This is a genomic window from Arsukibacterium sp. UBA5043, assembly GCA_002415085.1.
In the GTDB taxonomy this organism is placed as follows: Bacteria; Pseudomonadota; Gammaproteobacteria; order Enterobacterales; family Alteromonadaceae; genus Alishewanella.
Map to the genome: position 1 here is coordinate 1 of DIBV01000015.1, position 14,046 is coordinate 14,046.

At 47.2% G+C, this 14,046-nt stretch carries 9 protein-coding genes and 2 pseudogenes; 6 read left to right on the forward strand and 5 right to left on the reverse strand.

Translation table 11 applies throughout. The features are described from left to right. Positions 1 to 21: 21 nt before the first annotated feature. From cadR to B2Q61_RS12980, 6 genes and pseudogenes are all read left to right on the forward strand, one after another. A complete protein-coding gene (gene cadR, locus B2Q61_RS12955) occupies positions 22 to 486 on the forward strand; it encodes a Cd(II)/Pb(II)-responsive transcriptional regulator (protein ID WP_349678774.1) in 465 nt (154 codons plus the stop codon). Between the two features lie 31 nt (positions 487 to 517). Further along, on the forward strand, positions 518 to 1,426 hold the full coding sequence (locus B2Q61_RS12960) for a cation diffusion facilitator family transporter (RefSeq protein ID WP_290622040.1): 909 nt from the start codon (positions 518 to 520) through the stop codon (positions 1,424 to 1,426). 1 nt (position 1,427) lies between these two features. Next, on the forward strand, positions 1,428 to 1,754 hold the full coding sequence (locus B2Q61_RS12965) for a YnfA family protein (RefSeq protein ID WP_290622042.1): 327 nt from the start codon (positions 1,428 to 1,430) through the stop codon (positions 1,752 to 1,754). 48 nt (positions 1,755 to 1,802) lie between these two features. Then, positions 1,803 to 1,970: pseudogene (locus B2Q61_RS12970) on the forward strand (efflux RND transporter permease subunit); the annotation flags it as partial. 318 nt (positions 1,971 to 2,288) lie between these two features. After that, entirely contained in the window at positions 2,289 to 4,838 is a 2,550-nt protein-coding gene (locus B2Q61_RS12975) for an SPW repeat domain-containing protein (protein WP_290622044.1), read from the forward strand. Between the two features lie 289 nt (positions 4,839 to 5,127). Then, positions 5,128 to 5,361 carry a hypothetical protein gene (locus tag B2Q61_RS12980; RefSeq protein ID WP_290622046.1) on the forward strand — a complete coding sequence of 78 codons (234 nt, stop codon included), beginning with the start codon at positions 5,128 to 5,130 and terminating at the stop codon, positions 5,359 to 5,361. 495 nt (positions 5,362 to 5,856) lie between these two features. Here B2Q61_RS12980 and merA read toward each other — a convergent pair. The 5 genes and pseudogenes from merA to B2Q61_RS13010 form a co-directional block, all read right to left on the reverse strand. Further along, a pseudogene (gene merA, locus B2Q61_RS12985) lies at positions 5,857 to 7,641 on the reverse strand (mercury(II) reductase). Positions 7,642 to 7,697: 56 nt separating this feature from the next. Next, positions 7,698 to 8,045 carry a mercuric transporter MerT family protein gene (locus B2Q61_RS12995; protein WP_290622050.1) on the reverse strand — a complete coding sequence of 116 codons (348 nt, stop codon included), beginning with the start codon at positions 8,043 to 8,045 and terminating at the stop codon, positions 7,698 to 7,700. A 76-nt stretch (positions 8,046 to 8,121) separates the two neighbouring features. Next, on the reverse strand, positions 8,122 to 8,523 hold the full coding sequence (gene merR, locus B2Q61_RS13000; RefSeq protein ID WP_290622052.1) for an Hg(II)-responsive transcriptional regulator: 402 nt from the start codon (positions 8,521 to 8,523) through the stop codon (positions 8,122 to 8,124). A gap of 794 nt (positions 8,524 to 9,317) precedes the next feature. Then, positions 9,318 to 12,440 (reverse strand): efflux RND transporter permease subunit, encoded by a 3,123-nt coding sequence (locus B2Q61_RS13005; RefSeq protein ID WP_290622054.1) that lies wholly within the window; start codon positions 12,438 to 12,440, stop codon positions 9,318 to 9,320. Further along, the gene (locus B2Q61_RS13010; RefSeq protein WP_290622056.1) at positions 12,433 to 14,034 is read right to left on the reverse strand and encodes an efflux RND transporter periplasmic adaptor subunit; all 1,602 of its coding nucleotides are present in this window, start codon (positions 14,032 to 14,034) and stop codon (positions 12,433 to 12,435) included. Before B2Q61_RS13010 ends, B2Q61_RS13005 begins: the two co-directional genes overlap by 8 nt. Positions 14,035 to 14,046 lie beyond the last annotated feature (12 nt).

Below are 14,046 nucleotides of genomic sequence, written 5' to 3' on the forward strand. Positions count from 1 at the left end.
ACCGATAAACCTTGGGTTGTTATGGAACCTAGTTTAAAGTCTATAGTAACTATAGAGTCAATAGGCCGCAGCATGATAATAAAAATTGGTGAGCTGGCAAAAATCTCCGACTGTTCTGTGCAAAGTATCCGTCACTATGAAAAGGAGCAGCTTCTTTCGGCGAAAATACGTAGTGATGGCAATTTTCGTCTCTATGATCAGGCCGACATCGAGCGACTGCTATTTATTAAACACTGCCGGAGTTTAGATCTAAGTTTGGGAGAAATTCGTCAGTTACTGAGTTTGAATGACTCGCCAATGTCGCAGTGTGATGATGTCAATCAGATGATTGAGCAGCATATCGAGCAGGTAGAACGCCGGATAGCGGAATTAACACTGCTTAATAAACAATTAAAAGCTCTGCGTCGTAGCTGTACCTCAAAGCGCACGGTTGAGCACTGTGGTATTTTAAAACAATTGAACAAAGCCGTTAGTCAAAACAACTGAGCTATTTTTGGACTAAATGTAGAGGATACTCATGCATCAGCACAATCACTCCCAGCAAAAAGATGAAAGTGACAGTCGCATCGCTATGGCGTTTTTTCTTAATCTGGTGTTTACCGTAATTGAGTTTGTCGGAGGTTGGTTAACCAACAGCACGGCAATTATGGCAGATGCGGTACATGATTTAGGTGACTGCTTATCAATTGGTAGTTCTTGGTTATTGAACCGACTTGGTCGTAAGTCTGCAAATCATAAATTTACTTATGGTTATCGCCGGCTGTCATTGTTGGGTGCATTAGTTAACAGCCTGGTTCTTATTGGCGGATCGGTATGGATATTAACGGAAGCCATTCCACGTCTGTCCGATCCGGTTATGCCAATGACCGAAGGCATGATTGCACTGGCACTTCTTGGTGTAACAGTTAATGGGTATGCGGCCTATCGGCTAAGCAAAGGAAATACACTGAATGAGAAAGTACTGAACTGGCATTTATTGGAAGATGTGATGGGTTGGGTGGCGGTACTCATTGTAGCCATTGTTCTGCAATTTGTGGACTGGCCTATTTTAGACCCATTGCTATCAATTGGTTTTACCTTGTTTATTTTATTTAATATCGTGCGCAACCTGATAGCGACCGGCCGGTTGTTTCTGCAAGCTGTACCCGACAAATCGCTTCAGGATAAGATCCATAGCACACTACTGGAGATTGATCGGTTGGATAGCATTCATCACCTACATCTTTGGTCGCTGGATGGAGAACATCATGTACTCACCGCACACGTGGTAACCGATGTCTGTGACGAATTCAATGCAACTAGTTATGCTGATATCAAACAGCGCATTGCCAATGCGTTAGATCAGTTTGATTTAGCACATACCACGATAGAACTGGAGCTAACACAAGAAAATTGTCGGGATGAAATCCCGGATAAGGTGCAGTGAAGTGACCGTTATTACAACTTTAGGTTTATTTATCATTACTGCAATAGCAGAAATTGTTGGTTGCTATTTGCCGTATCTGTGGCTGAAAAAAGGGGCTTCAGCCTGGTTGCTGATACCTGCTGCAATCAGTCTGACATTATTTGCCTGGTTGTTAACGCTTCACCCAACGGCTGCTGGGCGTGTTTATGCAGCTTACGGCGGAGTGTATGTAACAGTGGCATTAGTGTGGTTATGGGGAGTAGATGACATTCAGCCACACCGCTGGGATCTGGCTGGCGTGGGGCTAATGCTTGCAGGCATGGCAGTGATAATGTTTGCACCGAGGTGAAGCAAGTTTTATACCGAGTATCCGTTTGAAAGTTAGACAACCGTCTCGACTATCGCTGGACTATTGCCAATTATGATCAGTGACGGCACTGGTGCGGAAGTTGTAAGTAGAATTGCAGCACCCATGGTGGGTGGCATGATAAGCGCAGTGGTGCTAACTTTATTGGTGTTGCCTGTAGTGTACTATTTATGGCGTCGACATTCGTTGCTAGGTTAATGTCCCGTTGATATTCATTTGGGGCGCTAAAATGGCGCCCCAAATTTTTTAGCGATCTGATTTGAATAGATTTTAGGATGTACCACTACACCTTATGTCTGTATTAGACAAGAGATTATGGACAAATAACAGATGTCATACTGAAAAATAGACAATACACGAGGTGGAGAAGATATTTTTTAACAAGTTAAATCATGGTATCAGCGGGGCTACTCATGTTCGTGTTCTGGTCTGGGGAAATTTCTTCGACGATCTGGAATAGCTGGTAGGCATCTAAAACTTAGTTTTTCATATGTTCAGTCAATTGGAGGATATTTAATGTCTACAAACCAGTCCATTGATGAGATCGTCATTGTAACTGGAAGTAGTGGCTATATAGGTTCTTCCGTCGTTAAGCGTCTTGCCTTGCATTTCCGTGTTATTGGTTTCGACAGAGAGACCTCGCCTCACCCGCCCAAAGAGGCAGAATGCATCTGTATCGACCTGACTGATAAAATGAGTCTGAATGCTGCGTTTGACCGCATAAGGTCAGCTCATGGGGCTAGAATTGCTTCTATAATCCATCTGGCTTCATACTTTGATCTTACTGGTGAACCCAATCCCGCCTATGATGCAGTGACGCTTGATGGCACACGCAACCTTTTGGAATGTCTGAAGGCATTTAAAGTTGATCAGTTTGTCTTTGTAAGCACAATGCTTGTGCATGCGCCCACTAAACATGGGTACCCTATCAATGAAAGCAGTCCAGTGGATCCGAAGCTTCCATATCGGGAATCGAAGTTGCTCACTGAGAAAATTCTTGAAGAGGAGTCAAGAGACATACCGCTGGTGATATTACGTCCGGCGGGTGTGTATGACGAGGGATGCCATTCAGCATTCCTCAGTCAACAGATTGCCAGGATCTACGAACATCAACTGATCGCGCACCTATATCCCGGATCTTTGTCAACGGGTCAACCCTATTTGCATTTGCAGGATCTGGTACATGCAATAGATAAAGCGGTTTGCAAGCGAAATGACCTGCCCAATACCACAACGATCTTGATTGGCGAGCAGGATGTAATTGGCTATGGAGAGCTGCAGCGGAAGCTGGGACTACTGCTTCATGATGAGGAGTGGACAACGGTGTCGATTACACCGCAGATAGCGCATGCTGGATTGTGGGTTCAGGAAACGATGCTTGATGAGAACGTATTTCAGAAGTCATGGATGATCGACATTGCAAATGATCACTACGAACTGGATATAGGCCGAGCGCAAGAACTACTCGAGTGGACGCCATCGCACAGGCTAGAAGACTCACTACCAGCGATGATCAACCAATTGAAGCAGGACCCCTATGCTTGGTATCAGCAGAATGGGTTGAACGCTGCCCGCGTGACTCATGACAAAATCGAACATGCAGATGAACGGATCGTCGAGCCAGACCCCATCAAAGAGCGACAATCGATGCGGAAGCATGAAAATGCTATGGAGAATATGCACTTCAACATGCTCTGGGTGCATTTTGCCACTATGATGATGGGCATTTGGCTGGCAACCAGCCCATTTGTCTTCGGGACATTCACCGATACCCAGTTTTCAGATATTTTGTTAGGTGTTACCCGGGAGCGCAATCTGTGGGATCTGGATGTCCGAAACCTCCTAACGGCCTGGAACGATTTGATCGTGGGCTTGCTTATTGTACTTTTCGCGGTTCTCTCTCTTTCCAGGCGGGGTGGTCTCGCACAATGGATGAACGCGCTGTTGGGGGTGTGGCTGTTGTTCGCCCCGATTCTTTTCTGGACACCGAATGCCGCCGTTTATGCGAACGACACTTTAGTTGGCTGTTTTGTTATCGCTTTTACGATCTTGATACCAATGATGCCGGGGATGAGTGCACAAAGCATGATGGATGACTCGGAAGTCCCACCCGGATGGAGCTATTCGCCGTCGACCTATCTGCAGAGAATTCCGATGATTGCGTTAGGCCTTTTTGGATTCGTCGTGGCACGAGTACTGGCGGCTTACCAGTTGGGTCATGTTGATTGGGTCTGGGAGCCATTCTTCACGGGTAACAGCGAGCGCAACGGCAGTGAACTCATTATTACGTCAGAGGTATCTAAGGCTTGGCCCATCGCAGATGGCGCGCTTGGAGCGATGGTGTATCTTTTCGAGGTGCTCATGGGCATCATGGGAGGAAGAAGCCGGTGGCGGACCATGCCCTGGATGGTAGTATTATTCGGAATTGCAGTCGTCCCACTTGGTGTTATCAGCATTTATTTCATCATCATCCAACCGATAGTGATCGGCACCTATTGTACGCCCTGTTTGATTACCGCGCTTGCAATGTTGATCATGATCCCCTTTTCCTTGGACGAGCTCGTGGCCATGGGGCAGTTTTTAATTACGAATACGCGTCGCGGGCGACCTTTCTGGCGCGCTTTTTTCAAGGGAGATGCTCTGCCTGGTGGAACTGTCGACACCCGCCCTGATTTCCGGGATTCGCCTAAGGAGGCCTGGTATTCGGCAGTTCGTGGGGTCAACATGCCCTGGACACTTTCAGCTAGCGCGGGATTGGGACTTTGGCTAATGTTCAGTCGTCTGGTATTCGGTACAGACGGGGCTCTTGCGGATAGTGACCATCTCGTCGGTGCGCTGATCATAACCATCGCTATTATCTCGATGGCAGAAGTAGCTCGTCCTGCAAGATTTATTAACTTATTGTTCGGTGTGTGGTTAGTTATCGCGCCATGGATACTAGGTGGAGGACAAATTGATGGCCAAGTATCTACAACACTTGTTGGGATTCTGATATTTGCACTAAGTTTCTCACGTGGTCGTCGTAGCCGTGAACATTACGGTGAATGGGATCGTTACATAGTTTGAAAAACATCTTGTCAATTCGATGCCACTATATCTTAAACGGTATCCAAAATTGTTAGAGCTAACAACCTTGAGTTTTTAACGTGCATTTGGATCAGACGTCACCGCAGCAACGGAATCGAGCAGTGTTATTCTGTTAGCAGGGAGGATACAAGCCTACCAGCAATGAGAGTTGTTTGACGTACAGATCAATGTTCGGCCCGTCGACTTTTATCAGGTTGGTGTCGATCCGTACTTTCGATATCGGCCGGCAGTATTCTCGGATCTATACATATTTAATTGGAGACAACCCATGAAGAATTTAATGCGTTCATTTTTACTTTTAGCATTCACTCTGCTTGCAAACACCTCCCTAGGTGCAGAACAAGTGTCAGGTGGGATGATGCAAAGCTCCGGCATGATGGGCGCTGGATTCATGCTGGCATGCTCTGTGTTGCTGATTTTGCTGTTCGCTACGTTGGTTCTGGCGATACTAAGTATGATTAAATACCTATTCTACAGTAAATCAAAAAAAGAAGTAGATTGATGCTGATCCTTTACTTGGTCAGCTTGACAACTGTGCAGGCCGCCGAAACCGTTGATGCAACACTGTTTAATATACCGGTTGGTGTGTCACTTCAGCGGCCCACATAACTTTCCTGCAGTAGAAGCTTGATAACTTTAGGAAAATATAAAATATGATAAATTGCATGGGAGGCACGATGGGCACTGGAATGATGATAGGCATGGGGTTGATTTGGCTACTGATAGTGGTCATCCTAATCGCGGCAGTGGCCGCCCTTTGGAAGTACTTGCGTTCAGACAAAACGCGGGATAAGTAGGATAAAGCGCTTATATTAAAGCCCGGCTAACGTCGAATGCGTTTGTATTGCTCTGGCGGAAATGAGTGTTGTTAGCCGCACAGATCAGCCAACTTATCCCGCCAGCATGTCACAACAAGTGCGCCGTCAATTCAGAATTGGTTGGGCAGGTCGTTATTCGTTCTTGATGCAGGACGGCTCTGCGAGGTCCCTTTAGTTGATTACCCGGCACAGCAGGAGAGTTTTTTAACATCCCTGTTAAAAGTCTGGGCGCAAAGTTTCAATCCTTCCACCATTGTCAGGTAGGGAAATAGTTGATCGGCCAGCTCGGTGACAGTCATACGATTGCGAATGGCCAGGGCTGCACTTTGAATAAGTTCACCGCCTTCGTGGGCAAGAATTTGTGCACCAATCAGTCGTCCGCTAGTCTTTTCAATCACCAGCTTGATAAATCCGTCGGTTTCGAAATTGGCCAAGGCGCGCGGAACGTGCACCATGTCCAGCACACGACTGTCGGTTGTAATACCTTTGGTTTTGGCTTGTTCTTCTGTGAGTCCAACGGTCGCCACTTGTGGATCGGTAAAGATGACAGCAGGCATGGTCGACAGGTCCAGCATGGCGTCGCCACCCGTCATATTGATCCCAGCACGGCTACCAGCGGCCGCGGCGACATAGACGAATTGCGGCATGTTGCAGCAATCTCCGGCGGCGTAAATACCGGGAACATTCGTTTCCATGCGCTTGTTTACAACAATTTCGCCTTTTTTATTGGTCCTGATACCCACTGCGTCCAATTTAAGTTGGCCGGTATTGGCGTGTCGGCCGGTGCTTACCAGTAATCGATCGCAGCGCAGAGCTCCGGCGTTAGTCTCTAATGTAAATTGACTGCCATCGTGGTTAACTTTAGTAGCTTGCATATTGGTTAAAACACGAATGCCTTCTTTTTCAAAACAGGCAGTGAGCTTTTCACCCAGTAACGGATCGCTTCGATAAAGCAGAGTATGCCTAGCCAATACAGTGACTTCACTGCCTAAACGGCGATAAGCCTGGGCAATCTCTAGTGCGACGACCGATGAACCAATCACTACCAGGTGCTGCGGCAATTCCTTAGCAAAAAGTGCTTCAGTAGAGGTCCAGTAAGGCGTTTCAGCCAATCCATCAATGTGAGGGATAGTCGGCGTAGAGCCTGTGGCAATCAGGATTTTATCGGCGTGAATCTCCTGCGCGGTTCCATCGTTTTCTCTGACTAACAGAGTGTTTGCATTTTTAAAATGCGCCCAGCCTTTAAGTAAATTAAGCGCCGGGTTTGTCTCCAGAATATCCTGGTACTTTGTCACGCGCAGCTCTTCGACCCGAGCGGTTTGTTGCTGGGCTAACAAAGCGCGGCTCAATTGGGGCGCATAATTTTCCAATCCTGCAAAGGGATTAATGCGTTGCTGCTGAGCCAATTGAGCGGCGCGGATCAGAATTTTTGAGGGTACGCAGCCGACGTTGACACAACAGCCACCAATGACGTCAGCACCTTCAATGAGGGTGACCTTGGCACCACCTTCAGCGGCTTTGATAGCACAGGCAAAAGCGCCGGAGCCACTGCCGATAATTACGACGTTTAGAGCTCTGTTACTTGAATCTTCGCCCTCACAACAGGAATCTGGTACTTTGTTTTCTGGTAAAGGGTTTTCTTTTGTTTTGTAACCCCGTGTTTTAGTCGTCTGTGAACAGGTCATTCTTTATTCCTTGATGGTTGACGGATAACCCGCGTTAGTAGTGGCTTCGATCAGTACTTTTACTGTGGTTTTTTCGTCGTCAAAGGTGACTACTGCTAACTTAGTTTCAAAGGTGACTTCAGCTTTACTGACGCCCTCAACATTTCTCAACGCCTTCTTGACCGTATACGGACAGGTCAAACAGTTCATGGTGGGCACTTCCAGAGTCACGGTTGTCGGCGCAGCAAAAGCGTTCAAGCTAGACAAGGCCATCAAAGACAACAAGGCAGTTTTCTTCATCATTTTTCTCCAATAACGTATAAGTAAACAAATAAAAATGAGCGGTGACAAAGTAGTCAGGCCAACCAGATAATCCAATAATTACTGGTAACTAACACCAACGCGGTAAGGGTCGTTAACCAGAAAATCACCCGCCGGCGTTTTCGAGCTTGAGGAACTGCACAAGCGGTGCCTGGCTCGCACGCCTCAACGGGGCGATAGACCTTCCAGCCTGCGAAGCCAAATAGGGTTAGAACCAGCAAGACAAAAACAGGACGATAAGGCTCTAACAAGGTTAAATTACCAATCCAGGAGCCACTTACGCCTAGCAGCAACAAAACGAGAGGACCTGCACAGCATAAACTTGCACCTATGGCAGCTGTAATTCCGCCGATTATTGGAAAATCAGAATCGTTTTTTAACATGACTCACTTCACGAGATGTGTTTCAGTACGGTGAGTTTAAATACCGTACTATGGTACGGAGTCAAGAAAAAACAAGCTAAAAGCGTCTTCCATCCTCAGGGAGTAAGGAATCGATTATGGGACAATGTGCTTGATTTGGATTAGTGGTGCATTGGTTTATTAAATTATTTAGAACCAACTCCAAGCGACGCAAATCGGCCATCTTGGCACGAACACCTGTAAGCTTTTGGGAAGCCAAATCTTGTACTTCTCGACAAGGAGCATCATTTAAGGTCAGCAGATTGGATATTTCTTCCAGAGTAAACCCCAGCTCCTGTGCACGCTTGATAAATATAATTCTATTTAGGGTTGTCACAGGATAGCGACGATAACCCCCGGTTGGTTTATCAGGTTGTTCGATAAGACCACGCCGCTCGTAATAGCGGACTGTCTCGACATTGACACTTGCTGAATTGGCCAATTGACTGATCGTGTACATAGGTAGCTTCACTCTTCGTACTTAAGTACGGAGCATTCTAATCTGAAAAGCAGTTGAATCCAAAAATTCACTGCTTATTTAAAAGTTTAGCTAAACTTGTCCGTTCAATCAGCGGTATGATTTCCAGTTCAATTGACTCCTTTTCGCTTATTCAAGGTTTTTGGTCTGCTAACCGATATATGCTTGCTGTCAATACAAGTAGGACGACGGCACAACACCTTTGCCAACACACGCTTGGTTTGAGTATCAGTACAAGGTCCGTTTTAATTGTTGCCCTTTTTGCAAAAGGGTCTCAGCTTGCTCTGATATGTGGCTGCTGTGGTCGCAGAGTCGTCAGCTGTTGCTCCATTAGCTCAATGCATTGGTGTTCAACTGTATAAATGCGCGGCCTTGGCTACTGTCGTCGCAGCTAAAACCACAGTCTATTAGCGGTATGTTACTGCCCATTAATGATCGCAGTGTCCGTGCTAAATCGATCTGACTGGCTACCGGCTTCATGCGCTTGGGTGAAATTGTAAAAGAGGCAAATCACATTGAAACTTGCCATGACGCGATTTATGCTTGTGTACGATGACTTAGTGTAGTCATGATAAACAGTTATTTAAACGAAATATTTTATCGCCTTTTTCTCTTAAACACGCTGAATTTATCCGCCTTCAGCAGCTTACAGGTAAAAATCAACAAACACCGAAAACAGTTCGTTCCGGTGTTTGTGAAGTAATTTAATAGTGTCAAGCATCCCTTAATTTCTTTCGACCATAATACTAGCTGATGGGTAGTCAAATGAAATATTCCTACATCTCCAACGAACGGGTCCGCCAAAGATAGTACACGACGGGTAGTACCAATAATGTTAAAACCACAGCACTCACCATTCCGCCAATCATAGGCGCCGCAATCCGGCTAACAACTTCCGCACCTGTTCCGGAACTGAGCATAATGGGCAGCAATCCAGCGATAGTGGAGACAGTGGTCATCATTACGGGTCTTACACGAAGTCCTGCGCCCTGTGTCACGGCTTCGAGCAAATCTTGTTTTAATGGTGTCACTCCACGCTCACGGCATTTATCTATCAATTGGTGATACGCTTGGTTGAGATAAGTCAACATGATGATACCTATTTCTACCGTAACCCCCGCCAGTGCAATAAAACCAACCGCAACTGCGACAGAAAAATTATAGCCAAGCAGGTACATGAACCAGATAGATCCAATGACAGCCAGTGGTAACGTTCCCAATATAATGGCTATTTCAGTAAAGTTACGAAAATTCATGTATAACAGAATGATTATGATGGCAAGCGTCAAAGGAACCACATAGGTCAGTTTCTCTTTGGCACGCTGCATGTATTCGTACTGACCAGACCAGCTCACCGAGTAGCCTGCCGGTAAATCTAGCTGCTGCTCAACCGTTGCCATGGCACTTTGTACATAGCTACCTACATCCACCCCTTCAATATCTACAAAGGTCCAGCCATTCAGCCTGGCGTTCTCGCTCTTGATCGCTGGCGGACCATCCTCCACATAGACATTGGCCACATCTGCGAGCGCAATCCGTTGGCCGCTGGGCGTGACGATGGGCAGCAGCGCAAGCTGTTCTGGCGAGTCTCGATAGTCCTGTGGGTAGCGTAGATTGATTGGATAACGCTCCAGCCCCTCAATGGTCTGCGCCACATTCATTCCCCCAATGGCCGTGGCTATTACCTGCTGAACATCAGCAATATTGAGGCCATAACGCGCCGCTTGTGCACGCTGAATATCTACCTTGATATAACGCCCACCGGCCACCCTTTCGGAATACACCGAGGCTGTGCCGGGTACATCCTTGAGGATCTGTTCAAGTCGCTGACCAATCTTCTGAATTTGTCGCAAGTCTTTACCCGCCACCTTGATGCCTACCGGCGTCTTGATACCGGTGGCTAACATGTCAATGCGGGTCTTAATCGGCATCACCCAGGCGTTGGTCAGGCCCGGAAACTTCACCAGCGCGTCCAGTTCCTTTTTAAGCTTTTCCGTGGTCATGCCTTCGCGCCATTCTTCTTTTGGTTTGAGCTGAATGAACGTCTCAATCATGGTCAGCGGAGCTGGATCTGTGGCTGTCTCCGCTCGGCCAATTTTGCCAAACACGGTTTTTACCTCAGGCACTGTCGCGATCAACTTGTCCGACTGCTGTAGCAATTCTCTGGCTTTGCCGATAGAGATCCCCGGATAAGTGGTCGGCATATACATTAAATCACCTTCATCCAGATCGGGGATAAATTCACTACCAATTTTGTTAACGGGCCAGATCCCAACGAGGAAAATCACAACCGCCATGGAAAGTGTGATTTTCGGAAATCGTAATACGGTTTTAAGCAGGGGCATGTACCCAGCAATCAGTACTCTATTAATGGGATTTTTATTTTCAGCTACCACCTTGCCTCTGATGAAATAGCCCATCAAAACAGGTACTACGGTAATAGCAAGCGCGGCGCTGGCTGCCATTGCATAGGTTTTGGTAAAAGCCAACGGGCTGAACATCCGACCTTCCTGAGCCTCCAAGGTGAACACTGGCACAAAGCTTACAGTGATAATTAGCAGACTAAAAAATAGTGCAGGACCGACTTCACTAGCTGACTCGGCCACGATTCTCCAACGGTTCTCTGGCGTCAAAGGCGTACGTTCCATATGCTTATGCATGTTTTCGATCATGACAATCGCGCCATCTATCATGGCACCTATCGCAATTGCAATACCGCCTAAAGACATTATATTGGCATTAAGGCCTTGCCAATACATCACGATAAAAGCCGTAAGAATACCTAGTGGCAGACTAATGACCGCCACCAGTGATGACCTGACATGAAACAGAAAGATGACACAGATCAGCGCCACAATAGCGAGTTCTTCCGCCAGACTTCTCCACAAACTGCCAATGGCGCGAGATATCAATCCGGAACGATCATAAACGGTAACAACCTCCACGCCTTCGGGCAATCCCGCCGTGAGTTTTTCCAGTTTGGTCTTGACCCCATCAATGGTTTTCTGGGCGTTCTCACCGAAACGCATCACTACAATACCACCCACCACTTCACCTTCGCCGTTCAACTCGGCGATACCACGGCGCATTTGCGGCCCCAACTCAATATCCGCCACGTCCTTGAGCAACAGCGGCGTACCGTTAACATCCAACCCTAATGGAATGTTGGCCAGATCATCGATCCCCCTGATGTAACCGTTTGCCCGCACCATGTATTCGGCTTCAGCCATTTCCACCACTGAGGCGCCCACTTCCTGATTGCCGCGCTGGATCGCCATCTGAATATGGGACAGGGGGATACTGAAAGCACGCAGTTTTTCAGGGTTCACTTTCACTTGGTATTGTTTGACCATGCCGCCAAGCGTCGAGACTTCGGAAACACCTGGTACGGTTTGCAGCTCGAATTTCAGGAACCAGTCCTGCAGGCTGCGCAACTGACTGAGGTCATGCTTGCCGGTACGATCCACCAGCGCGTAGAGATAAACCCAGCCAACTCCGGTAGCGTCCGGCCCCAGTTGCGGCCGGGCGCTTGGCGGCAATGTCGGCGCAACTTGAGACAGATACTCCAGCACCCTGGAACGTGCCCAGTAGGCATCGGTATCCTCGTCAAAAATGACATACACGTAGGAATCGCCAAAAAAGGAATAACCGCGCACGGTAACCGCACCAGGTACCGACAACATGGCTGTAGTCAGTGGGTACGTGACCTGATCCTCCACCACCTGCGGCGCCTGCCCAGGAAAACTGGTCTTAATAATGACCTGTACATCGGACAGATCGGGGATGGCGTCCACCGGGGTGTTTTTAAGCGAATAGAGACCTATCCCCACCAACATCAAAGTAGCCAGCAACACGAAGAAACGGTTACCGATGGACCAACGGATTATCGACTCAATCATGATTGTGCTCCTTCTGATCATGTTCACCGTGGTTCATGCCTCGCTGTTCTCTGTGCTCCGGCATCGACATATCTCCGTGATCCATTTCTGTAGGCATGTTTTCATTGCCTTGGTCATCGGGAATATGTACTAGACTAATTTGGTATTCCCCATTGTTGTTATTGATGATCTGCACATGCAGGTGCATTCCCTGTTTGAGCTCATCCATATCTACAGCGTCTGCGACGAAGAAATCCATGGTCATAGCAGGCCACTGCCACTCAGGAATGGCCTCATGTTCAAGCGATAACATTCTATGCTCTGCCATCACACCGACAATGCGAGCCGCTACCCAAACCGGCTGTTTTAGATTTGCAGGCTCAGCATTATAATTATGTTCATCACTCTCTTGCTCATACTGAGTCATACGCAGGAAATCGGACGTTTTACTGGACTCAGAATCAATCAGAAACTGAGCAGAAGTTACAATATGCTCTCCCTCGTTTAGACCGGTTAATATCTCCACTTGCTGCTCAGCTATTCGTCCAACAGTAACTGCTATAGATTTAAATTTTCCTTCACCTAGTGCCAACACCACTCGGGACTGACTGCCGGTGCGAATCAGTGCCTCTCGGGGTATTAGCAATGCTTCAGCTTCTGATTGAGTCTCAATAAAAAGCTGGGCGAACATGCCCGGTTTTAAAACAACATCAGGATTAGGGAGACCAACACGAATCTGAGCAGTACGCGTTTGAGTATCCAAAGAGGGATAAACGTAATCTATCTTTCCCTGCCATTCACGGCCTGGCACGTAGTCCAGACGCACAGTTACAGGATCACCCTCGCCAATGAGGCTTGCCTGGCGTTCAAATACCTCACCAATGATCCAGATATGTTCCAGCTTACCAATACTCATCAAGCTCATACCGGGTTTGACATACATTCCCTCACGGACTGCCAGATTATCTACTACACCGGATTGTGGAGAGTTGATAGTGATAGTTCGGCTAACCTTCAGCGTCTTTTTTAACTTTTCAATGTCCTCTTTTGCCAACTGAAGAGCTAGTAATCGTTCTGTTGCGGCGTCGATCAATACTCTATTGTTGCGCTTCAATGCCAGCAATAATTCTTCCTGGGCATTAACCAACGTAGGCGAATACAGTGCAAACAAAGGTTCACCTTGTACAACTGGATCGCCTGCTGCTTTGGTATATAAGCGTTCTATCCATCCTTCAACACGGGGGCTCACATGCACCAACTGGTTTTCATCGTACTGTACATAACCAACAGTGTTTACTTGTAAATCCAGCTGTCCTCTTTGAACTTTAGCGGTACGAACTCCAAGATTATTAATAACCTCAGGTGAAATTTTAATGGTGCCAGCTTCGTCTGCACCGTCTTCATACACCGGAATAAGATCCATACCCATAGGCGACTTGCCGGGTTTGTCTCGCTTATAGTTTGGATCCATCGGTGCCACCCAGTAAAGCGGCTTACGGTCACCACCGGCTGCTGTCGTCTCACTATCATTTGGGCTATTTAACAACCAGACAACAGAGGCGCCTATCAGTGCTCCGACAGTTGAACTCAGCAATATTTTGGTTAATGTATTCATTTTTAGAAATCC